Consider the following 20,787-nt stretch of genomic DNA (forward strand, 5'->3'; position numbering starts at 1 on the left):
ACATTTTTCATGCCGGGTAAGGCGTAGCCGCCACCCGGCGCTGTGACATCATCAGGCTCTCAGTTTCACCGCTTCGCTGGAAAAATCGTCCGCAGGCTCCAGCTTCAGATCCAGCGTTGCCAGCAGGTCGCGAGCTTTGCCGTGAAATTCTTTTAGCGTATGCTCCAGACGATCGATCACTTCCTGATCTTTGATGCTCGTCGCCTGCCAGTGCCCGTCTTTATTAAACAGGCCAAACTGATAGCTATAGGTAAAACGGTTTTCCTGTGCTTCCATTTCCATCCACCAGCCCCAGAACTCACGTTTTTCGGGTGCAGGCTTCACGTTGACGCAAACAGCCAGGCAGTCGAAAAAAAAGCGATTCTCTTCACACTGCTCTTCTCGAATATACGGGCCAAGAGCCATGAACTTCTTAATCAGTCTACTTTTCGGGTGTCCACTCGGTAACGTCATTGCGATCTCCTTTTGTGAAGCACTGTTTTACCAAACCAACGAAATTTAGCAAACTATTAACACAATCTCTGCGTGATCCAGCGTGTGATCTCTTTCAGCGCTTTGTCAAAATTCTGGTACACCGGGCTGAAGGGTACCTCCAGCAATTTACCATCAGAAGATGACGACGTGATTAAGCGTGACTCCTCTTCCGGGCTAAACGGATCGTTCTTCCAGAAACCGGACATCATCGGGGTTGGGCAGCGGCGGCCGAGTAAGCCCTGCGTTTTTAATGAATAACGATTAAGTTCAATGCGCAACGCTTCGTCTGAAGCATCATGCATGCCAAGTCGGCTCGCCAGCACGTCCAGATACATCTCAGGAATGCTACCCTGACGCGCAGGATCGCTTAACAGAGCATGCACCACCGGGCCAAGACAGGCGACGGCCTTCAGGCGTGAAGATTCAAGGTAGGCAAGCCGTACCGCGACGTTAGCGCCAAAGCGGAAGCCAAACGCGCCAACCCGGGTGTGGTCAACCCAAGGGATATTCTCCAGCGCTTTTAAAGCATGCTGGTGCAGCAGGCTGGAGTCTTGCGTAAGTTTCCATTTGGATGAAAAACCAATGGAAGGCATATCAAGCGTCAGCATGGCGATTCCGTTTGGGGCAAAGTAGCGCTCATACAGGCTGTAATAGTCAATTTGTAACGAGTCCAGTCCACCGCACATTAGAACCGTCGGGAACGGCCCTTCCCCCTCCGGCATATGCAGAAATCCGGTCACCGGGCTGCCACCGGGAATGGCGAACTCAATTTCACGCATCCGGCCAGGCAACCGCTGCGCGGCCTCTTCATAAGCCCGGTTTGCCAGCGCCTGGGCCTGCTCTGCCAGTTCGTCGCCTTTAAGATGCGGATATGCAGCGATGCTGTACAGATTTGCCGCATGCAGCCAGTGCTTTCCGCTGAGAGTGGCATCTTCTTCCTGGCTCGCTTTTTGCTGCCAGAGCATGGCCTGCTTTGACCATTCGTAGATCCAGTTTCCACCACGGTAGCCCACCACCGTATCGTAGAGATCGCCGTCGGTACGCTCGGACTCACTCATCACGATACGCGCCTGCACGTCGAGGATTTCACGCGGATCGATGCCGCGCCAGATCCACATCAGGCGGTTAATCATTCGATACCAGTGGGGCACGTTCTTACCGTCTAACGCTGACTGAACGGCAGGCATTGTCCCCGGATTAAACCGACGCACCAGCGTCGACGTTTCAGGGTGCTTGAAACGGGGTTTGAAGAGAGTTTCGGTAAGATTCGCCTGCGTCATTGCGTTGCCTCCATGGATACGTCATATGAAGACCATTGTAACGCGTGGCAGGGTAAAAAGAACAACGCCCGGCATAACCGGGCGTGTAAAGTTACGTACTGAAATTAACGGCCAGAGATAGGCGGTACGAAGACCACGCCCATATCCCATGGCTGTTCAATCCAGGTATCCTGCGGGATATCAATGACGTAATCATCAACCAGTGGGCGACCCGCTGGTTTCGCGAAGATCGTGACGAAGTGCGCTTTTGGATACATTTCGCGGATAGCCACCGCGGTACCGCCGGTGTCCACCAAATCGTCGATAACGATAAAGCCTTCACCGTCGCCTTCCGCGCGTTTCAGCACTTTCAGTTCGCGCTGGTTGTCGTGATCGTAGCTGGAGATACATACGGTATCGACATGACGAATACCCAGCTCACGAGCCAGCAGCGCCCCCGGTACCAGACCGCCACGGCTGACGGCAATAATGCCTTTCCACTGTTCGGAAGGCATCAGACGCGCAGCCAGTTTGCGTGCGTGAATCTGCAACATGTCCCAGGTGACGACGTATTTTTCGCTCATGTGAAGTGTCCCAGCCTGTATATATATGGCTTAAAAAAATGAGGGTGAACCAGGTTGCGCGAGATTATAGAGATCTGACGCACTAAAAACCAGTGTTACGCGCCATGAGCCTGAGTTTTTACATGCTTAATGCTACCAGCCACGGGAGAAAGTGGTATTCTCAGTTGCATCTCGCAAGCCTGACTTGTGGTAACGATTAACCTGCTAACCCTGTGACCTGCAACATTGTTTTGCAGCGCAACGACAAGGAGACCTATCGTGTCTGAACTGTCTCAATTATCTCCACAGCCGCTGTGGGATATTTTTGCCAAAATCTGCTCCATTCCGCACCCTTCCTATCACGAAGAACAGCTTGCCGAACATATTATGGGTTGGGCGAAGGAAAAAGGTCTGCACGCTGAGCGCGACCAGGTTGGCAATATTCTTATCCGCAAACCTGCCACCGCAGGTATGGAAAACCGTAAGCCAGTGGTATTGCAGGCGCACCTGGATATGGTTCCGCAGAAAAACAACGACACCGTTCACGACTTCACAAAAGACCCGATTCAGCCGTACATCGACGGCGAGTGGGTGAAGGCGCGCGGCACGACCCTGGGCGCAGATAACGGTATTGGTATGGCTTCCGCGCTGGCCGTGCTGGCTGACGACAGCGTTGAACACGGTCCGCTGGAAGTGCTGCTGACCATGACTGAAGAAGCGGGCATGGATGGCGCGTTCGGTCTCCAGGCAAACTGGCTGCAAGCGGACATTCTGATCAACACCGACTCCGAAGAAGAGGGTGAGATCTACATGGGCTGCGCGGGCGGGATCGATTTTATCTCTACCCTGCCGCTGTCCCGCGAAGCGATCCCTGCCGGATTCGAGACCTTTAAGCTGACGCTGAAAGGGCTGAAAGGCGGTCACTCCGGCGGTGATATTCACCTGGGCCTGGGCAACGCCAACAAACTGCTGGCGCGTTTTCTGGCGGGCCATGCCGCTGAACTGGATCTGCGTCTGGTGGACTTCAACGGCGGTACTCTGCGTAACGCGATCCCTCGCGAAGCCTTCGCTACCGTGGCGGTGCCTGCGTCGAAAGCGGACGAGCTGAAAAACCTCTCCAGCGTGTATCTGGAGATCCTGAAAAACGAACTGTCTGCAAAAGAGAAAAACCTGACGGTGGTGCTGGAGTCCGTTACGACGGATAAAGCCGCGCTGACCGCACAGTCTCGTGACACGTTCGTCCAGCTGCTGAACGCAACGCCAAACGGCGTTATTCGCAACTCTGACGTGGCGAAAGGCGTGGTGGAAACCTCCCTGAACGTGGGCGTGGTGACCATGGGTGACGACAGCGCAGAGATCATCTGCCTGATCCGTTCCTTGATCGACAGCGGTAAAGAGTACGTTGTGAGCATGCTGGAATCTCTGGGTACCCTGGCGGGCGCGAAAACGTCTGCAAAAGGCAGCTACCCGGGCTGGCAGCCGGATGCAAGTTCTCCGGTCATGGCACTGGTGCGTGAAACTTATCAGCGACTGTTCAACAGCACCCCGAACATTCAGGTTATTCATGCGGGTCTGGAGTGTGGTCTGTTCAAGAAACCGTATCCGGATATGGACATGGTCTCCATCGGGCCAACCATCACCGGGCCACACTCCCCGGATGAGCAGGTTCACATTGAAAGCGTCGGTCACTACTGGACGCTGCTGACTGAGCTGCTGAAAGCAATTCCTGTTAAGTAATTAGCCGTTTGATGCCCGGTGGCGCTACGCTTGCCGGGCCTACGATTAGCGTAATCTACAGTCCCAACACCAGTTGACGCTCCAGCTGCGGATCCAGCAAGGTGACGTGCAGCCCCACCAGCCTCACCCCTCGTCCGCCCCGCCGTTCTTCCCACGCCTTTTTCGCCGTCGCGATAAGATCCTCTTTGTTGAGGCGTGGCCAGACGTGCTCCTGCGTCGTCTGCTGAAAATCGTTAAATTTCAGTTTGATGCCCTGTCGGGCAATAAGCAGATCCGGTTTGACCTTCAGTAAGCGTCGTTCAAGCTCAGGATAAAGCTGTTCCGTAATAATGGATTCACACTCGGTCCAGTCATGGATGTCTTCGCTCAGTGTGCGTTCAACGCCGACCGATTTACGCAGCCGTTCGTTGTTCACATCCCGGTCATCAATGCCCTGACTGCGTTCCCACAGTACGCGGCCAAACTTGCCAAAACGCTTAAGCAGCAGCGCCAGATCGCTGCGCTGAACATCTTCGCAGGTGCGTAGCCCCATACTTTCCAGCTTCGCGGCGGAGACTTTGCCCACGCCGGGGATTTTGCTGAGCGGCAGCGTCTTTAAAAACGCCGGAACCTCTTCCGGAGTGATGACGTACTGGCCGTTGGGCTTATTTAAATCGGAGGCGATTTTGGCGAGAAATTTGACCGGCGCGACGCCTGCCGATGCCGTCAGGTTCAGCTCGTTAAAAATAGTCTGGCGGATCTCCTGCGCCATCAGGGTGGCGGAGCCGTGGCAGTGCACGCTGTGGGTGACATCCAGATAGGCTTCATCCAGCGATAACGGTTCAATCAGTGAGGTGTAGCGGGAGAAGATCTCCCGAATGTGGCTCGATGCTTCTTTATAGGCATCAAAACGTCCGGGCAAAAGAGTGAGATGCGGGCACAGTTTCAGCGCCATCGCTGTCGGCATGGCGCTGCGTACACCGTATTTGCGAGCAGGATAGTTGGCGGTGCTGATGACACCGCGCTGAACCCGGCTGCCGCCAATGGCGATCGGAATATCCCGCAGCGCCGGGTTGTCACGCATCTCCACTGCGGCAAAAAAGCAGTCCATATCGACATGGATTATTTTGCGCATAGTAAGCCCTCACTTATTACTGGATAAGTATACAGTAAACAAATGAGGGTTGAGAAGTGCGCGCAGGAATTGTCGGGTGGCGGCGTTGCCTTACCCGACCTGGAAGACTAAATAATGCGTTGCTGCTCGCGAGCCATCCGCTTTTTCCGCGCATCGCACGGTTCCGGACAATCGCACACTTTTTCCATTCCGATGGAAGAGATGCCTCCGCAACTGCCCTGAATGCTTTTACGCTTAATGATCCAGCCTAAGGACATGCCGAAGATCACCAGCACAAACACCGCAAAGGTCGCCAGAAAAGTCAGCATAATCAGCCTCCGAAATCATCAAGCATGATGTTCTCATCTTCCACGCCAAGATCTTTTAGCATCTTAATCACGGCGGCGTTCATCATTGGTGGACCACACATATAGAACTCGCAGTCTTCCGGTGCCGGGTGCTGTTTGAGGTAATTTTCATACAGCACGTTGTGGATGAAGCCCGTATAGCCTGTCCAGTTATCTTCCGGCTGCGGATCGGATAGCGCCACATGGAAGGTAAAGTTAGGGTTATCACGCGCCAGTTGTTCAAACTCATCGTCATAGAACATTTCGCGCAGTGAACGCGCCCCGTACCAGAAGCTGATCTTACGCTTGCTGCCAAGTCGTTTGAGCTGGTCAAAAATATGCGAACGCATCGGCGCCATACCCGCACCGCCGCCGATAAAGACCATCTCCGCGTCAGTATCTTTGGCAAAGAATTCGCCGAACGGGCCGGAAATCGTCACTTTGTCGCCAGGCTTGAGGGACCAGATATACGACGACATGACGCCAGGAGGGGCATCAGGCACATTCGGTGGCGGCGTGGCGATACGCACGTTGAGCATAATAATGCCCTTCTCTTCCGGATAGTTAGCCATGGAATAGGCGCGAAGCGCGGGCTCTTTTACCTCGGAAACAAAGCGGAAGAGGTTAAATTTATCCCAGTCTGCCCGGTACTCCTCAGGCACATCGAAGTCAGCATACGCGACGGTGTGTGCCGGACAATCAATCTGGATATACCCACCCGCACGGAACGGGACGCTCTCCCCTTCAGGGACACGCAGCTTGAGCTCTTTGATGAACGTGGCTTTGTTATCGTTAGAGATAACTTCGCACTCCCATTTTTTCACGCCGAAGATCTCCTCCGGCAGCTCAATCTTCATGTTCTGGCGCACAGCGACCTGGCACGCCAGACGGCATCCCTCTTTCGCTTCACGCTTCGTGATATGCGACAGTTCCGTTGGCAGAATATCACCGCCGCCCTCTTTGACCGTCACACGGCACTGGCCACAGGAGCCACCGCCGCCACAGGCAGACGAGACAAAAATCCCGTTGCCGGAGAGCGTGTTAAGCAGCTTATCCCCTGCTGGGGTACGGATCTGATTCTGCGGATCGTCATTGATATCAATGATCACATCCCCGGAATTGACCAGCTTCGCACGCGCCGCCAGGATCAGCCCTGACAGCACCAGTACTATCAGCGTGAACATCACCACGCCAAGAATAATTTCCATCTGTTAGCCCTTATAGCTGCACACCGGAGAAGGACATAAAGCCCAACGCCATCAGGCCGGTGGTGATAAAGGTGATCCCTAAGCCACGAAGCCCCGCAGGTACGTTGGCATATTTCATTTTTTCACGGATCCCCGCCATGGTGACAATCGCCAGCATCCAGCCGATACCGGAACCGAAGCCATACACAACCGATTCACTGAAGTTGTAATCGCGCTGAACCATAAACGAGACGCCACCGAAGATGGCGCAGTTCACGGCGATCAGCGGCAGGAAGATCCCCAGCGCGTTGTACAGCGACGGGAAGTATTTATCGAGGATCATCTCCAGGATCTGAACAAGCGCCGCAATCACTCCGATAAAGGTGATGAAGTTCAGGAAGCTAAGATCAACCCCCTCCACCAGCGCGCCATCGCGCAGCACGAAGTTGAATACCAGGTTGTTAATCGGAACGGAAAGCCCCAGCACAACGGTAACTGCCACGCCCAGACCAAATGCCGTCGATACCTTTTTAGAAACGGCAAGGAACGTACACATGCCCAGGAAGAAAGCGAGCGCCATGTTTTCAACAAACACCGCGCGCACAAATAAACTCAGGTAATGAGCCATTGTCGGTTACTCCTTTTCCTGCTGTTCAGGCTTCAACGTACGAATCAGCCAGATCAGCAAACCGATAATGAAAAATGCGCTTGGGGCCAGCAGGAACAGGCCGTTCGGCAGATACCAGCCGCCGTTCTGTACCGTATCCAGCACCGGAATGCCAAACAGCTTGCCGCTGCCAATAAGTTCGCGCAGGAAACCAACCGTCAACAGGATCACGCCGTAACCCAGGCCGTTGCCAATACCGTCCATAAAGCTCGCCAGCGGTGGCATTTTCATCGCATAGGCTTCAGCACGCCCCATCACGATGCAGTTGGTGATTATCAGGCCGACAAACACCGAAAGCTGCTTCGAGGTTTCATAGGCGAAGGCGCGCAGGAGCTGATCGACCACGATCACCAGCGAGGCGATAATCGCCATCTGCACGATGATCCTCACGCTGTTGGGTATGTGGTGGCGGATCATTGAGATAAACATGCTGGAAAACGCTGTCACCAGCGTTACCGCCAGCGTCATGACCACCGCCGTTTCCAGCTTGGTGGTCACCGCCAGCGCCGAGCACACCCCCAGCACCTGTAGCGTTATCGGGTTATTGGCTAACAGCGGGCCAATCAGCACCTTTTTAACTTCTTTCAGTTCACCCGTATCAGCCATTATTCAGCGCTCCTTCACGTACATTCTTCAGGAAGGGACCAAAGCCCAGTTCACCCATCCAGAAATCAAAGCTGTGCTGCACACCGTTAGAGGTGAGCGTGGCGCCGGAAAGGCCATCAACGGCAAATTCATCGCCGGGACGCGCGCCCCCTTTCACCACCTTCAGCGCAGGCTGGCCGTTGTCGTCGAGCACTTTTTTACCAACAAACTGTGCCCGCCAGTTAGGGTTCTCAACTTCGCCTCCCAGCCCTGGTGTTTCGCCCTGATCGTAATAAGTAATGCCTTTGACCGTACGACCATCGGTATCCAACGCCACAAAGGCGTACATCATTGACCATAAACCGTTGCCATAGATGGGCAACACGATTTCCTGGATGCGCTTTTGCTCGTCACGGACGAGGTAAATCTCCGCGACATTGCTGCGGCGCTTAATGCCTGCCGGATCCTGCGAGGCGTCAAGCGTGGTGCTCATCTGCGGATCTTTTAGCGCCAGCGCCTGGTTGTATTTCGCCGGGTCTTTATCCATTAACTCCCCGGTTTTTAAATCCACCAGCCGTGCGGTAATACGTTCGGCAAACACCGCTGCGACGTCATCCTTCGTCATGCCTTCCTGCATCAGCCCGGCCACGGCCAGGATGTTACGCTGTTTATCCAGCGCTCGTTGCTCCTGCTGTAGCGGCTTTAACCCTACGGCAGAACCGGCTACCACGATGGAACAGACCAGACACAGTACCAGCACCACCAGCAGCGTTTTGCTGATGCTGTCGTTATTTTTGATCTCAGCCACGCGCCTTCCTCCGCTTAATGTTGGCGCGCACGACCAGGTAGTCGAACAGCGGCGCAAACAGATTGGCAAACAGAATGGCCAACATCATCCCTTCCGGATAGGCCGGGTTGACCACGCGAATCAGTACACACATCACCCCAATGAGCGCGCCGTAACACCATTTACCTCTGTCGGTAAACGAAGCCGAGACGGGATCGGTGGCCATGAACATCATGCCAAACGCAAAGCCTCCCAGCACGAGGTGCCAGTACCACGGCATGGAGAACATCGGGTTTGTGTCTGAACCAATGAAGTTGAAAAGCGTGGCGGTGAGTACCATCCCGAGCATGACGCCAGCGACAATGCGCCAGGACGCCACGCGGCCAAAGAGGATGATGGCCCCGCCGATTAAAATCATCAGGGTAGACACTTCACCGATGGAGCCTGGAATATTGCCGATAAACGCATCAAACCAGGTGACAGGCTGTCCGGTTGCATTGTTGACCAGCGTTTCGCCGCCGCCTGCCGCCCACTGTGAAAGTGGCGTCGCGCCGGAGAATCCGTCTGCTGCCGTCCACACCAGGTCTCCCGAGATTTGCGCCGGATAAGCAAAGAACAGGAACGCGCGCCCTGCCAGCGCCGGGTTGAGGAAGTTGCGTCCGGTCCCACCGAAGATCTCCTTGGCAATCACCACGCCAAAGCTGATCCCCATCGCCGCCTGCCAGAGCGGCAGCGTTGGCGGAACAATCAGCGCAAACAGAATAGAGGTGACAAAGAAGCCCTCGTTGATCTCATGTTTGCGAATAATGGCGAACAGCACCTCCCAGAAACCGCCGACGATAAAGACAGTCATATAGATGGGGAGGAAGAAGACAGCGCCCAGCGTCATCATGCTGACCCAGCCAGCATCTGCCGCAAAGCTCACCCCCAGCGACTGCGCCAGACGATAGTGCCAGTCAGATTGAATCACCTGCGCCAGTTGCTCTGCATCATACATATGGTGCAGCGCCGGAATAGTTTGCAACCCAACGTTATACATCCCCCAGAACATGGCCGGGAAGACCGCAAACCAGACCAGAATCATCATTCGCTTGAGGTCGATGGCGTCGCGAACGTGGGCCGCGCCTTTCGTCACCAGACCCGGCGTGTAGAAAATGGTCGTGGTCGCTTCATACAGCGGGTAATACTTTTTGAGCTTCCCTTCGGTAAAGTGCGGCTCAATTTTTTCAAAGAGGTGTTTTAAGCCCATGGTTATCCTTCCTGCTCAATGCGGGTTAACACCTCGCGCAATACGGGTCCATATTCGTATTTACCTGGACACACATAGGTACACAGCGCCAGATCTTCTTCGTCCAGCTCCAGACAGCCCAGCGCCTGGGCACCGTCGGTATCGCCGGCCAGGAGATCGCGCAGCAGCACGGTGGGCAGAATATCCAGCGGCATCACGCGTTCGTAGTTGCCAATCGGAACCATGGCGCGCTCACCGCCGTTGGTGCTGGTGGAGAAGTTAAACAGCTTACGACGCAGGAAGTGGCCGAGCGTGGTGCGGGTTACAGAGTATTTTTCTGCACCAGGCAGTACCCAGCCGAACAGCTCTTTCTCGCGTCCTTCAAGCACCACGCTCACCTGAAGATGGAAACGGCTCAGCCAGGCCATCGGGCCTGTCGCGTGCCTGCCGCTCAGCACCGAACCGGAAATAATGCGGTTTTCACCCTCTTTCGTTTCGCCAGCCAATAGCGCCGTCAGGTCTGCCCCAAGCAGCGTGCGAACCAGACGAGGTTGGGTTGCCTGAGGGCCGCCGATGGCAATAATGCGTTCTGCGCACAGCTCACCCGTGGTGAACAGCTTACCGATAGCGATCACGTCCTGATAATTAAGATGCCAGACCTGTTTCGTCAGGCTTACCGGCTCCAGGAAATGAATATGCGTTCCCACCAGCCCGGCCGGATGCGGGCCGGCAAATTCATTAAAGGCTACCTGCCCTTGCGGATGCCCGCCCAACTTACCGCCGCTGGCCTGACAGACATGCACTTTGCCCGGCGTCAGGCGCGTTAACACGGTGAGGCCGGCATCGAAAGCGTTTCGTTCCGCCAGGATAAGAGGCTGCGGATCTGCGCTGAGCGGGTTGGTGTCGATGGCCGTGACGAAGATAGCGGCCGGCACAGTGCCAGGCACGGGCGTTTTGCTATAGGGGCGCGTGCGAAGCGCCGTCCACAGTCCCGACTCCAGCAGTTGCGTCTGCACCGCGTCGTGGCTGAGGGTGGCAAGATCGGCGGCGTCAAAACGCGCAAATTCGCGTTTCTCATCGCCTTCAATTTGAATAACAACCGATTGCAGGACGCGACGCTCACCACGATGGATGGCGACAACGGTGCCGCTGGCTGGGGCTGTAAACATAACGCCAGGATTTTTTTTATCCTCGAAGAGCGCCTGACCTTTTATTACGCGATCGCCTTCCTGTACCAGCATCGCGGGACGCATGCCCACGTAATCATCACCTACAATAGCGACATGATGAATACTGGCGCCGGTGGTGACGTGCTGTTCAGGCACGCCAGAGATTGGCAGATCGAGTCCTTTTCTGATTCTAAACATGTGGTTAGCAGGTATCCATGAACAACAATCCAGAGAGGCCGGAGTGTACCATTTTCGGCCCTGCCAGGGGCAGCAAATCCGCCGTCTGGCGCGCCGAAATGCGAGCTATTGCGCAAAGTTCCTGGAGTCAGGACATTATGAATGGGTTATAAAGTAAAACTAATTTGTAAACGCAAAGGTTGGCTCTTGCGAAAATCTCCATCGGTGCTAATGTGAGCGCTCCTGTCCAGATTAGTCTGATTTCGGGTGTCTTTTGCCGTTCTGGCAAGTTGGTCATTGTTTTATCAAGGAACCAGTAGTATGCGTAAAATCGCATTGTTCATTGCGATGCTTCTGATACCGTGCATGTCGTTTGCCGGGCTGCTTGGCAGTAATAGTTCAACGACGCCGGTCAGCAAAGAGTATAAACAGCAGTTGATGGGATCCCCGGTTTATATTCAAATCTTCAAGGAAGAGCGCACACTCGATCTGTTTGTCAAAATGGGCGAGACGTATCAGCTGCTCGATAGCTACAAAATCTGTAACTATTCTGGCGGGCTGGGGCCGAAACAGCGCCAGGGTGACTTCAAAAGTCCGGAAGGGTTTTACAACGTTCAGCGTAACCAGCTAAAACCGGACAGCCGGTTCTATAAAGCGATTAACATCGGTTTCCCCAATGCCTTCGACCGTGCACACGGTTACGAAGGGAAATACCTGATGATTCACGGTGCCTGCGTGTCAGTCGGTTGTTATGCGATGACGGATTCCGGCATTGATGAAATCTTCCAGTTTGTCACGGGCGCACTGGTCTTCGGCCAGCCGAATGTTCAGGTCAGCATCTATCCGTTCCGTATGACGGATGCGAACATGGCGCGCCATAAGTACTCTGTTTACACAGATTTCTGGAAACAGCTAAAACCGGGCTATGACTACTTCGAGCAGACCCATAAGCCGCCGGTGGTGTCCATCGTCAATGGCCGTTACGTGGTGAGTAAACCGCTCAGCCATGAAGTGGTTCAGCCGCAGCTGGCGTCAAATTACGCGGTCCCCGAGACAAAATAGCGCCCACTCGCCTGGCATGATCTTTTGCCAGGTTTCGTTGCCGGTCAGCGGCTGCGTTGCAATGACAGTGACCACATCGTTCGGTGTGGTCTCCTTCTGAAAATCAATTTCCACATCCTGATCGAGCAGCGTGGCGACGCCAAACGGCGCACGTCGGGTGATCCAGAACAGATTCGTCGAGCAGAACGCCATCACGTAGCGCCCGTCAGACAGCAGCATATTAAAGACGCCCTTCTCGCGTAACTCAGACGCCAGTGACGCTATGTACTTAAAAACGGCGGTCATGTTGCCGGGCGTACGGGGGTAGCGCTCGGTCAGCTTGTGCAGCAGCCAGCAAAATGCTTTTTCGCTGTCCGTTTCACCGACAGGACGGAAATTGCCGGTTTCCAGCGACTTATAGCCCGAAAGCTGCCCGTTGTGCGCATAGGTCCAGTTACGGCCCCACAGTTCACGGGTAAACGGATGGGTATTTTCCAGCGCCACTTCGCCGCGATTTGCCTGGCGGATATGGGCGATCACCGAACAGGATTTAATAGGATAGTCCTGCACCAGTCTGGCAATGGGTGAGTTAAAGCTGGGTTGTGGATCTTTAAACGTGCGACATCCTTTGCCTTCGTAGAAGGTAATACCCCAGCCGTCTTTATGCGGCCCGGTACCTCCACCGCGCTGAACCAGCCCGGTAAAACTAAAGCAGATATCGGTTGGCACATTGGCGCTCATCCCGAGCAGTTCGCACATAGATCACCTCCACAACAGCGGGGGGCACCGGCGCCCCCCAGCGAAGTCTTACTTAACCATCTCTTTTTCGATCAGTTGGATCAGGATGTGGATCACTTTGATGTGAATTTCCTGAACGCGATCCGCATAACCGAAGTGTGGTACACGGATTTCAATGTCCGCTGTACCGTCCATCTTACCGCCATCTTTCCCGGTAAGGGTGATCACTTTCATGCCCTTCTCACGCGCGGCGGCGATCGCTTTGATCACGTTAGCAGAGTTACCGGATGTGGAGATACCCAGCAGCACGTCGCCTTCACGGCCTACGGCTTCAACGTAGCGGGAAAAGATATGGTCGTAACCGAAGTCGTTGCCTACACAGGAGATGTGGCTCACGTCGGAAATCGCAATCGCCGGGTAGCCCGGACGGTTTTCACGATAGCGTCCGGTCAGCTCTTCGGCGAAGTGCATGGCGTCACAGTGGGAACCGCCGTTACCGCAGGAGAGCACTTTACCGCCGGCTTTGAAGCTGTCGGCAAGCAGGACCGCCGCGCGCTGAATAGCGTGAATATTGGCATCATCTTTCAGAAAATTCGCCAGCGTTTCCGCCGCTTCGTTCAGTTCGTTACGAATAAGATCCTGGTACATGAGGATAATCCTTCAGTATTGATGAAATAACACAGTGGAGTGTACCGGATAGCAGTAAAAGCGAGAAGCTAAAGCCATGCGAATCGTCCGGCGTTTTGATTTTTTGTGCCGGCTAAAACGCGAACAATGTGAACCAGGTTGTAATTATTTTGTAAACACATTGCTAAATGAAATGACATCAACTACAACCATATCATCACAAGTGGTCAGACCTCCTACAAGCAAGGGAGCTTTTCTTTATGATGATTTTGAGCATTTTCGCAACCGTTGTGCTGCTCGGTGTGTTGTTCTATCACCGTGTCAGTTTATTCCTGAGTAGCCTGATTCTTCTGGCCTGGACGGCTGCACTTGGCGTCGCTGGTCTGTGGAATATCTGGGTCCTTGTTCCCCTGGCCATCATTTTGCTGCCGTTCAACCTGACGCCGATGCGTAAGTCGATGATCTCTGCGCCGGTGTTCAGGGGATTCCGTAAAGTGATGCCGCCGATGTCGCGTACAGAGAAAGAAGCGATTGACGCCGGTACAACCTGGTGGGAAGGCGATCTGTTCCAGGGCAACCCCGACTGGAAAAAGCTTCACAACTATCCGCAGCCGCGTCTGACCGCCGAAGAACAAGCCTTTATTGATGGTCCGGTAGAAGAAGCGTGCCGCATGGCAAACGACTTTGCCATCACTCACGAAATGGCCGACCTGCCGCCTGAGCTGTGGGCATACCTGAAAGAGCATCGCTTCTTCGCGATGATCATTAAGAAAGAGTACGGCGGTCTGGAATTCTCCGCTTACGCTCAGGCTCGTGTGCTGCAAAAACTGGCGGGTGTCTCCGGGATCCTGGCGATCACCGTTGGCGTGCCAAACTCCTTAGGCCCGGGCGAGCTGTTACAGCATTACGGTACAGAAGAGCAGAAAGATCACTACCTGCCGCGTCTGGCGCGTGGTCAGGAAATTCCGTGCTTCGCGCTGACCAGCCCGGAGGCAGGCTCCGATGCCGGCGCAATTCCTGATACCGGCGTGGTTTGCATGGGCGAATGGCAGGGCCAGCAGGTGCTGGGCATGCGCCTGACCTGGAACAAACGTTATATCACCCTCGCACCTATCGCCACGGTGCTGGGCCTGGCGTTCAAACTCTCTGACCCGGAAAAACTGCTGGGCGGTGAAGAAGAGCTGGGTATTACCTGTGCGCTGATCCCAACCTCAACCCCGGGCGTTGAAATTGGTCGCCGTCACTTCCCGCTGAACGTACCGTTCCAGAACGGTCCTACCCGCGGTCAGGATATCTTTGTTCCGATTGACTACATCATCGGTGGCCCGAAAATGGCCGGGCAGGGCTGGCGTATGCTGGTGGAATGTCTGTCTGTGGGCCGCGGCATTACCCTGCCGTCGAACTCAACCGGCGGTCTGAAATCGGTGGCGATGGGGATTGGGGCTTACGCGCATATCCGCCGTCAGTTCAAAATCTCCATCGGCAAGATGGAAGGTATCGAAGAGCCGCTGGCGCGTATTGCGGGTAATGCCTACGTGATGGACGCCGCAGCCTCGCTGATTACCTACGGCATTATGCTGGGTGAAAAACCCGCCGTGCTGTCAGCGATTGTGAAGTATCACTGTACCCACCGCGCACAGCAGTCAATTATTGATGCAATGGATATTGCAGGCGGTAAAGGTATCATGCTCGGCGAAGGCAACTTCCTGGCGCGCGGCTATCAGGGTGCGCCGATTGCCATCACCGTGGAAGGGGCAAACATCCTGACCCGCAGCATGATGATCTTCGGCCAGGGTGCGATTCGTTGCCATCCGTACGTGCTGGAAGAGATGGCTGCCGCGCAGAATAATGATGTGGATGCCTTCGACAAGCTGCTGTTCAAACATATCGGTCACGTCGGCAGTAACAAGGTGCGCAGCTTCTGGCTGGGCCTGACGCGCGGGCTGACCAGCGCGACGCCAACCGGCGATGCGACCAAACGTTACTACCAGCATCTGAACCGTCTGAGCGCCAACCTGGCTCTGCTGTCTGACGTTTCCATGGCGGTGCTGGGCGGTAGCCTGAAGCGTCGCGAACGCATCTCCGCCCGTCTGGGTGATGTGCTGAGCCAGATCTTCCTGGCCTCTGCGGTGCTGAAACGCTACGACGATGAAGGCCGTCAGGAAGCGGATCTGCCGCTGGTGCACTGGGGCGTGCAGGATGCGATGTATCAGGCCGAACAGGCGATTGACGATCTGCTGGCGAACTTCCCGAACCGCTTCGTAGCGGGTGCCCTGCGCGTCGTGATCTTCCCGACCGGTCGTCATCACCTGGCGCCGTCCGACAAGCTGGATCACAAAGTGGCAAAAATCCTCCAGGTACCAAGCGCAACCCGCTCTCGTATTGGTCGGGGTCAATATCTGGCACCTACCCCGCATAACCCGGTAGGTTTGCTGGAAGAGGCGCTGCTTGACGTGATGGCCGCCGACCCGATTCACCAGAAGATCTGCAAACAGCTGGGCAAAAACCTGCCGTTTACACGACTGGATGAGCTGGCAAAACAGGCGCTGGCGGGTGGCATCATCGACAACAGCGAAGCTGCGATTCTGGTGAAAGCCGAAGAGAGCCGTCTGCGCAGTATTAATGTGGATGATTTCGAACCTGAAGAGCTGGCGACACAGCCGGTAAAGCTGCCAGAGAAGCACCGCAAACCTGAAGCGGCATAAGGCCTTTTGCTCCCACAAACCCCGCCCCGCGCGGGGTTTTTTATTGCCACATTTTCTGGTAATGACGTGCTACAGTGTCAAAAAGTGTTTATTAAGGAGCCTGTATCGTGCCTGGTTTAAAGATTTCTGTTTTGCAGCAACCTTTAGTGTGGATGGACGGCCCCGCCAACCTTCGCCATTTTGATCGCCAGCTGGAAGAGATTACCGGACGCGATGTGATTGTCCTGCCGGAGATGTTTACCACAGGTTTCGCGATGGAGGCAGCAAAACAGTCCATGCCGCAGGACGAGGTGGTGGCCTGGATGCACGCCAGGGCGCAGGAAACAAATGCGCTGATTGCCGGTAGCGTCGCACTCCAGACCGGGCGCGGACCGGTCAACCGCTTCCTGCTGGTCGAGCCGGAAGGAAAAGTCCATTTCTACGATAAGCGCCACCTGTTCCGCATGGCGGATGAACATCAACATTATGAAGCCGGAAGCGAACGCGTGGTATTTGAATGGCGCGGCTGGCGTATTCTGCCGCTGGTCTGCTATGACCTGCGCTTCCCGGTGTGGTCGCGCAACCGCAACGATTATGACCTGGCGTTGTACGTCGCCAACTGGCCCGCCCCACGCTCCCTGCACTGGCAGGCTTTACTGACCGCGCGCGCGATTGAAAATCAGGCTTATGTCGTTGGCTGTAACCGCGTGGGAACGGACGGCAACGGGCATCACTATCGCGGTGACAGCCGGGTGATAAGTCCGCAGGGTGAGATTATTGCCACCGCCGAGCCGCATCAGGCAACACGAATTGACGCTGAGATCTCGTTAATGGCGTTAAAGGAGTATCGGGAGAAGTTTCCGGCCTGGCAGGATGCAGATCCGTTTAGCATTGGTTGAAAAAAAGCCGGGTGACGGCTGCGCCTTACCCGACCTACAAAAAGCACAGCGTAGGCACGGTAAGCGCAGCGCCACCGGGCGTTAATTAACTCACCAGCGCCTGCCCGTCTTTGCGGCTTTCCGTCGCGGCCACGTAGTGCCCTTCCGGCATACGGTAAATCACCTGCGCACCGCCGAAGTTATAATCCTGAAGCGGATCTTCCACCACGATCTGATGCCCGCGCTCGCGCAGCGCCGCGATAGTATTGCGATCGAACGTTGATTCGACGATCACCTCCCTGCCCTGCACCACGCGCCAGCGCGGTGCATCGATTGCCGCCTGCGGGTTTTGCCCGTGCAGCATAATGCGCAGCGCCATCTGCATGTGCCCCTGCGCCTGCATCGGGCCGCCCATCACGCCGAAGGACATCAGCGGCTTGCCGTTGCCGTCCATCGCAAATCCCGGAATGATGGTGTGGAACGGGCGCTTGCTGCCCGCCAGCGCGTTCGGGTGCGCAGGATCCAGCACAAAGCCGCAGCCCCGGTTTTGCAGGCTGATCCCGGTATCCGGCACCACGATCCCTGAACCGAATCCCATATAGTTGGACTGAATAAACGAGACCATCATCCCACTCGCATCTGCGGTGCTGACGTAAACCGTCCCGCTCTGCGTCGGCGATCCGTACACAAAATCAGAGGCGCTATCGTGGTTGATAAGCGCGGCGCGCGACTTCAGGTAATGGTCACTCAGCAGCTCTTTTGCCGCGAACGCCATATGTTCTTCATCCGCAACGTAGCGGTCGAGATCCGCCAGCGCCAGCTTCATCGCCTCGATGGAGAGATGAAGAGACTGCACGGAATCCGGGTGATGCTTCTCAATGCCGCACTGCTCAAGAATACCCAGCGCGATCAGCGTGGCGATCCCCTGACCGTTTGGCGGCAATTCCTGAACCGAGCCGCCCGCGAAGTCGCGCGACAGCAGGTCTACCCAGTCCACGCGGTGGTTTGCCAGATCCTCTGCCGTCAGATGCGCACCGTGTTCTTTGGCAAAGGCGGCAATTTTCTGCGCCAGCTCGCCGCGGTAAAACGCGTCGCCGTTGGTTTTCGCAATCAGCTCCAGCGAGTTCGCCTGCGCCGGGTTACGGAAGATTTCCCCCACGCGCGGGGCGCGGCCTTCCGGCGCGAAGCAGGCGCTGAAGCCCGGCTGATCTTTCAGCTTGCTATAGCCTCGCTGCCAGAGATGACCAATCAGCGGCGAGACGGGAAAGCCGTTGCGCGCGTAGTCAATGGCAGGCTGCGCCAGCGTGGTCAGCGGCAGCGTGCCGAAGCGCTCCGCCAGCGCGACCCAGCCGGATACCGCTCCCGGCACGGTCACCGCGTCCCAGCCAATTTCCGGCACTGCGCTTTTTCCGGCAAACAGATCCGCATGCCAGCTGGCCGGCGAGCGGCCTGATGCGTTGAGGCCGTGAAGCTTTTCACCGTCCCAGACGATGGCAAAGGCGTCGCTGCCGATCCCGTTGCCGGTCGGCTCAACCACCGTCAGCGCCATCGCGGTGGCAATGGCTGCATCGACGGCATTGCCGCCCAGTTGCAGCATCTTCATCCCCGCCTGCGCCGCCAGCGGCTGCGACGTGGCAACCGCGTTATGGCCCAGCATCGGCGGGCGGCGTGAATCGTAACCGGACGTAAAATCAAGCGCTTTGGTCATCATGACTCCTTAGTCGTGGCGCGGATCGAGCGCATCGCGCAGCCCGTCGCCGAGTAGATTAAAGCCCTGCACGGCAAGGAAAATCGCCACGCCGGGGAAAATGGACATCCACGGAGCCTGCTCCAGAAACCCTTTCGCGGTGTTGAGCATGGAGCCCCAGGACGGATTTGGCGGCTGCTGTCCCAGCCCCAAAAACGACAGGCTGGCTTCGGCGATAATCGCCGAGGCGATCGCCAGCGTGGCCTGCACGAGGATCGGCGACATCACGTTTGGCAGGACGTATTTAATGATGATCCAGCGATCCGGCAGGCCAATCGCCCGCGCGCCGTCGATATACTCTTCGTTGCGAATGGCGATCACCTGGCCGCGCGTCAGCCGGGCGAAGATCGGCATTGCCGAGAGACCAATGGCGATCATCGCATTCGTCAGGCTTGGGCCCAAAAATGCCCCCAGCGCGATCGCCATGATCAGGAACGGACAGGCCAGCAAGGCCTCAATAAAGCGCGAGATCACGCCGTCCCACATCTTCTGGAAGTAGCCCGCCACCAGCCCCAGCGGCACGCCGATGACCACGGCAATAATGACCGACATACAGCCCGCCATCAGCGAGGTGCGCGCCCCCCAAATAATGCGGGATAAGATGTCACGCCCCAGCTCGTCGGTGCCGAACCAGTACATCGCCGACGGCGCTTTGCGCACCGCCAGGAAGTTGGCTTTGACCGGGTCGAAGGGGGCGATCCACGGCGCCAGCAGCGCCACCAGGACAAAAAAGCCCACCACAAGCGCGCCAATCACCGCGCTTTTATTGCCGAGAAATTTCTTCAGCACCCGGTTCTGCGCGCGCGGCAGCGTGGGGGCAACGGTTTGCGTCGTCAGTTCCGCCATGGTTAACCTCGCATTTTCGGGTTGATAAGGACGTAGAGCACGTCGGCCAGCAGATTGAGCATCAGGAAGCCGATCGCCACGATCAGCACCACGCCCTGCACCACCGCATAGTCACGATTGAACACCGAGTCGACGATCATTTTGCCAAAGCCCGGAATGGTGAAGACCTGCTCGGTCAGCACCGCGCCGCCCAGTAGCTCGCCGAACAGCAGCGTGGTGAGGGTGATTACAGGCACCAGCGCGTTGCGAAAGGCGTGCTTCAGGATCACTGCTTTCGGCAGCAGCCCCTTAGCGCGCGCGGTGCGGATGTAATCCGCTTTCAGCACTGCAATCATCGACGCACGGGTATGGCGCATCAGCGTCGCCGCCAGTCCGGTTCCGAGCACGGACGCGGGTAGCAGCAGCGTGCGCAGGTTCTGGATCGGATCTTCACTGAATGGCACATAACCGGACGCAGGTAACCATTGCAAGTTCACCGAAAAGACCAGAATCAGCAGGATCCCCAGCCAGAAGTGCGGAATTGATATCCCCGAGATCGCCACAAAGTTCGCCCCGTGATCGACCCAGCTGTTTTTATTCACCGCCGCAAGGATCCCCATGCTGATGCCAAACACCAGCGCGATGATCATCGCCAGCAGCGACAGCTCCAGCGTGACCGGCAGCTTGCTGGCAATCAGCTGCGTGACCGGTTCATGCGTGCGCAAGGAGACGCCCAGATCGCCCTGCAGCGCGCGCGTTAGCCAATGGAAATACTGCACGGGGATCGGCGCATCCAGATTAAGCTCAGCACGCAGTTGGGCAATGACCGCCGGATCGCGCTCCTCCCCGGCCATGGCGATCAGCGGGTCGCCGGGCAGCAGCTTTTGCAGCCCGAACACCATCATGCTCACCAGCAATAGCGTCGGGACGGCCAGCAGCAGACGTTTGCAAATCAGTTCCAGCATGGGTTCTCC

Annotated in this window: 20 protein-coding genes; 4 read left to right on the top strand and 16 right to left on the bottom strand. The window is 56.2% G+C overall.

Annotated elements, in window-relative coordinates:
- Window positions 1–51: 51 nt before the first annotated feature.
- The 3 genes from crl to gpt all read right to left on the bottom strand — a co-directional run bounded on the left by crl (window position 52) and on the right by gpt (window position 2,317).
- Window positions 52–453 carry a sigma factor-binding protein Crl gene (gene crl, locus H2Z33_RS03560; protein WP_006809999.1) on the bottom strand — a complete coding sequence of 134 codons (402 nt, stop codon included), beginning with the start codon at window positions 451–453 and terminating at the stop codon, window positions 52–54.
- A 56-nt stretch (window positions 454–509) separates the two neighbouring features.
- Window positions 510–1,754, bottom strand: coding sequence for an esterase FrsA (gene frsA, locus H2Z33_RS03565; protein ID WP_063135466.1), 1,245 nt, complete (start codon window positions 1,752–1,754; stop codon window positions 510–512).
- A 104-nt stretch (window positions 1,755–1,858) separates the two neighbouring features.
- Window positions 1,859–2,317, bottom strand: coding sequence for a xanthine phosphoribosyltransferase (gene gpt, locus H2Z33_RS03570; RefSeq protein WP_003863205.1), 459 nt, complete (start codon window positions 2,315–2,317; stop codon window positions 1,859–1,861).
- Between the two features lie 258 nt (window positions 2,318–2,575).
- On the opposite strand from gpt, the gene pepD reads away from it, so the two are divergent.
- Window positions 2,576–4,033, top strand: coding sequence for a cytosol nonspecific dipeptidase (pepD, locus tag H2Z33_RS03575; RefSeq protein WP_023295966.1), 1,458 nt, complete (start codon window positions 2,576–2,578; stop codon window positions 4,031–4,033).
- A gap of 55 nt (window positions 4,034–4,088) precedes the next feature.
- On the opposite strand, the gene dinB is transcribed toward pepD, so the two are convergent.
- The 8 genes from dinB to H2Z33_RS03615 form a co-directional block, all read right to left on the bottom strand.
- Window positions 4,089–5,147 carry a DNA polymerase IV gene (dinB, locus tag H2Z33_RS03580; protein ID WP_015571373.1) on the bottom strand — a complete coding sequence of 353 codons (1,059 nt, stop codon included), beginning with the start codon at window positions 5,145–5,147 and terminating at the stop codon, window positions 4,089–4,091.
- Between the two features lie 107 nt (window positions 5,148–5,254).
- Window positions 5,255–5,455: a (Na+)-NQR maturation NqrM gene (nqrM, locus tag H2Z33_RS03585; RefSeq protein WP_003863212.1), complete on the bottom strand. Its 201-nt coding sequence runs from the start codon at window positions 5,453–5,455 to the stop codon at window positions 5,255–5,257.
- A 2-nt stretch (window positions 5,456–5,457) separates the two neighbouring features.
- A complete protein-coding gene (nqrF, locus tag H2Z33_RS03590) occupies window positions 5,458–6,681 on the bottom strand; it encodes an NADH:ubiquinone reductase (Na(+)-transporting) subunit F (protein WP_015571374.1) in 1,224 nt (407 codons plus the stop codon).
- A 10-nt stretch (window positions 6,682–6,691) separates the two neighbouring features.
- On the bottom strand, window positions 6,692–7,288 hold the full coding sequence (nqrE, locus tag H2Z33_RS03595; protein ID WP_003863217.1) for an NADH:ubiquinone reductase (Na(+)-transporting) subunit E: 597 nt from the start codon (window positions 7,286–7,288) through the stop codon (window positions 6,692–6,694).
- A 6-nt stretch (window positions 7,289–7,294) separates the two neighbouring features.
- Window positions 7,295–7,933 (bottom strand): NADH:ubiquinone reductase (Na(+)-transporting) subunit D, encoded by a 639-nt coding sequence (locus H2Z33_RS03600; protein ID WP_003863219.1) that lies wholly within the window; start codon window positions 7,931–7,933, stop codon window positions 7,295–7,297.
- Window positions 7,926–8,720 carry a Na(+)-translocating NADH-quinone reductase subunit C gene (locus H2Z33_RS03605; protein ID WP_023295964.1) on the bottom strand — a complete coding sequence of 265 codons (795 nt, stop codon included), beginning with the start codon at window positions 8,718–8,720 and terminating at the stop codon, window positions 7,926–7,928. The genes H2Z33_RS03600 and H2Z33_RS03605 overlap by 8 nt, the downstream gene beginning before the upstream one ends.
- The gene (locus H2Z33_RS03610) at window positions 8,713–9,948 is read right to left on the bottom strand and encodes an NADH:ubiquinone reductase (Na(+)-transporting) subunit B (protein ID WP_015571375.1); all 1,236 of its coding nucleotides are present in this window, start codon (window positions 9,946–9,948) and stop codon (window positions 8,713–8,715) included. The genes H2Z33_RS03605 and H2Z33_RS03610 overlap by 8 nt, the downstream gene beginning before the upstream one ends.
- 2 nt (window positions 9,949–9,950) lie before the next feature.
- Complete coding sequence (locus tag H2Z33_RS03615) at window positions 9,951–11,294, bottom strand: Na(+)-translocating NADH-quinone reductase subunit A (RefSeq protein ID WP_063135467.1); 1,344 nt, start codon at window positions 11,292–11,294, stop codon at window positions 9,951–9,953.
- Between the two features lie 300 nt (window positions 11,295–11,594).
- On the opposite strand from H2Z33_RS03615, the gene dpaA reads away from it, so the two are divergent.
- Window positions 11,595–12,335, top strand: a complete 741-nt coding sequence (gene dpaA, locus H2Z33_RS03620) for a peptidoglycan meso-diaminopimelic acid protein amidase (RefSeq protein ID WP_006810008.1) — start codon at window positions 11,595–11,597, stop codon at window positions 12,333–12,335.
- Here the strand turns inward: dpaA and H2Z33_RS03625 are convergent.
- The gene (locus tag H2Z33_RS03625; RefSeq protein ID WP_017383120.1) at window positions 12,306–13,073 is read right to left on the bottom strand and encodes a class II glutamine amidotransferase; all 768 of its coding nucleotides are present in this window, start codon (window positions 13,071–13,073) and stop codon (window positions 12,306–12,308) included. The two genes, dpaA and H2Z33_RS03625, sit on opposite strands and share 30 nt — an antisense overlap.
- Before the next feature lie 48 nt (window positions 13,074–13,121).
- Entirely contained in the window at window positions 13,122–13,700 is a 579-nt protein-coding gene (gene lpcA / locus H2Z33_RS03630; protein WP_003863232.1) for a D-sedoheptulose 7-phosphate isomerase, read from the bottom strand.
- A 239-nt stretch (window positions 13,701–13,939) separates the two neighbouring features.
- Between lpcA and fadE the strand changes: the two genes are divergently transcribed.
- Both fadE and H2Z33_RS03640 read left to right on the top strand, forming a co-directional pair.
- Window positions 13,940–16,384, top strand: coding sequence for an acyl-CoA dehydrogenase FadE (fadE, locus tag H2Z33_RS03635; RefSeq protein WP_023295961.1), 2,445 nt, complete (start codon window positions 13,940–13,942; stop codon window positions 16,382–16,384).
- A 107-nt stretch (window positions 16,385–16,491) separates the two neighbouring features.
- Complete coding sequence (locus H2Z33_RS03640; RefSeq protein ID WP_032671406.1) at window positions 16,492–17,262, top strand: amidohydrolase; 771 nt, start codon at window positions 16,492–16,494, stop codon at window positions 17,260–17,262.
- An 85-nt stretch (window positions 17,263–17,347) separates the two neighbouring features.
- Here the strand turns inward: H2Z33_RS03640 and H2Z33_RS03645 are convergent, their stop codons facing one another.
- The 3 genes from H2Z33_RS03645 to H2Z33_RS03655 are packed head-to-tail and all read right to left on the bottom strand — an operon-like array spanning window position 17,348 to window position 20,778.
- Window positions 17,348–18,949, bottom strand: a complete 1,602-nt coding sequence (locus H2Z33_RS03645; protein ID WP_023303117.1) for a gamma-glutamyltransferase family protein — start codon at window positions 18,947–18,949, stop codon at window positions 17,348–17,350.
- A gap of 9 nt (window positions 18,950–18,958) precedes the next feature.
- Entirely contained in the window at window positions 18,959–19,834 is an 876-nt protein-coding gene (locus H2Z33_RS03650; protein ID WP_032671407.1) for an ABC transporter permease, read from the bottom strand.
- A 2-nt stretch (window positions 19,835–19,836) separates the two neighbouring features.
- Entirely contained in the window at window positions 19,837–20,778 is a 942-nt protein-coding gene (locus tag H2Z33_RS03655) for an ABC transporter permease (protein ID WP_015571382.1), read from the bottom strand.
- Window positions 20,779–20,787: the final 9 nt, after the last annotated feature.

This window comes from Enterobacter sp. YSU, from assembly GCF_016082135.1.
Lineage (GTDB): Bacteria > Pseudomonadota > Gammaproteobacteria > Enterobacterales > Enterobacteriaceae > Enterobacter > Enterobacter hormaechei_C.

What these genes read in the sequence shown, in the direction of transcription:
- crl (WP_006809999.1), bottom strand. Translation starts at nt 453, where the DNA reads ATGACGTTACCGAGTGGACACCCGAAAAGTAGACTGATTAAGAAGTTC.
- frsA (WP_063135466.1), bottom strand. Translation starts at nt 1,754, where the DNA reads ATGACGCAGGCGAATCTTACCGAAACTCTCTTCAAACCCCGTTTCAAG.
- gpt (WP_003863205.1), bottom strand. Translation starts at nt 2,317, where the DNA reads ATGAGCGAAAAATACGTCGTCACCTGGGACATGTTGCAGATTCACGCA.
- dinB (WP_015571373.1), bottom strand. Translation starts at nt 5,147, where the DNA reads ATGCGCAAAATAATCCATGTCGATATGGACTGCTTTTTTGCCGCAGTG.
- nqrM (WP_003863212.1), bottom strand. Translation starts at nt 5,455, where the DNA reads ATGCTGACTTTTCTGGCGACCTTTGCGGTGTTTGTGCTGGTGATCTTC.
- nqrF (WP_015571374.1), bottom strand. Translation starts at nt 6,681, where the DNA reads ATGGAAATTATTCTTGGCGTGGTGATGTTCACGCTGATAGTACTGGTG.
- nqrE (WP_003863217.1), bottom strand. Translation starts at nt 7,288, where the DNA reads ATGGCTCATTACCTGAGTTTATTTGTGCGCGCGGTGTTTGTTGAAAAC.
- H2Z33_RS03600 (WP_003863219.1), bottom strand. Translation starts at nt 7,933, where the DNA reads ATGGCTGATACGGGTGAACTGAAAGAAGTTAAAAAGGTGCTGATTGGC.
- H2Z33_RS03610 (WP_015571375.1), bottom strand. Translation starts at nt 9,948, where the DNA reads ATGGGCTTAAAACACCTCTTTGAAAAAATTGAGCCGCACTTTACCGAA.
- H2Z33_RS03615 (WP_063135467.1), bottom strand. Translation starts at nt 11,294, where the DNA reads ATGTTTAGAATCAGAAAAGGACTCGATCTGCCAATCTCTGGCGTGCCT.
- dpaA (WP_006810008.1), top strand. Translation starts at nt 11,595, where the DNA reads ATGCGTAAAATCGCATTGTTCATTGCGATGCTTCTGATACCGTGCATG.
- H2Z33_RS03625 (WP_017383120.1), bottom strand. Translation starts at nt 13,073, where the DNA reads ATGTGCGAACTGCTCGGGATGAGCGCCAATGTGCCAACCGATATCTGC.
- lpcA (WP_003863232.1), bottom strand. Translation starts at nt 13,700, where the DNA reads ATGTACCAGGATCTTATTCGTAACGAACTGAACGAAGCGGCGGAAACG.
- fadE (WP_023295961.1), top strand. Translation starts at nt 13,940, where the DNA reads ATGATGATTTTGAGCATTTTCGCAACCGTTGTGCTGCTCGGTGTGTTG.
- H2Z33_RS03645 (WP_023303117.1), bottom strand. Translation starts at nt 18,949, where the DNA reads ATGACCAAAGCGCTTGATTTTACGTCCGGTTACGATTCACGCCGCCCG.
- H2Z33_RS03650 (WP_032671407.1), bottom strand. Translation starts at nt 19,834, where the DNA reads ATGGCGGAACTGACGACGCAAACCGTTGCCCCCACGCTGCCGCGCGCG.
- H2Z33_RS03655 (WP_015571382.1), bottom strand. Translation starts at nt 20,778, where the DNA reads ATGCTGGAACTGATTTGCAAACGTCTGCTGCTGGCCGTCCCGACGCTA.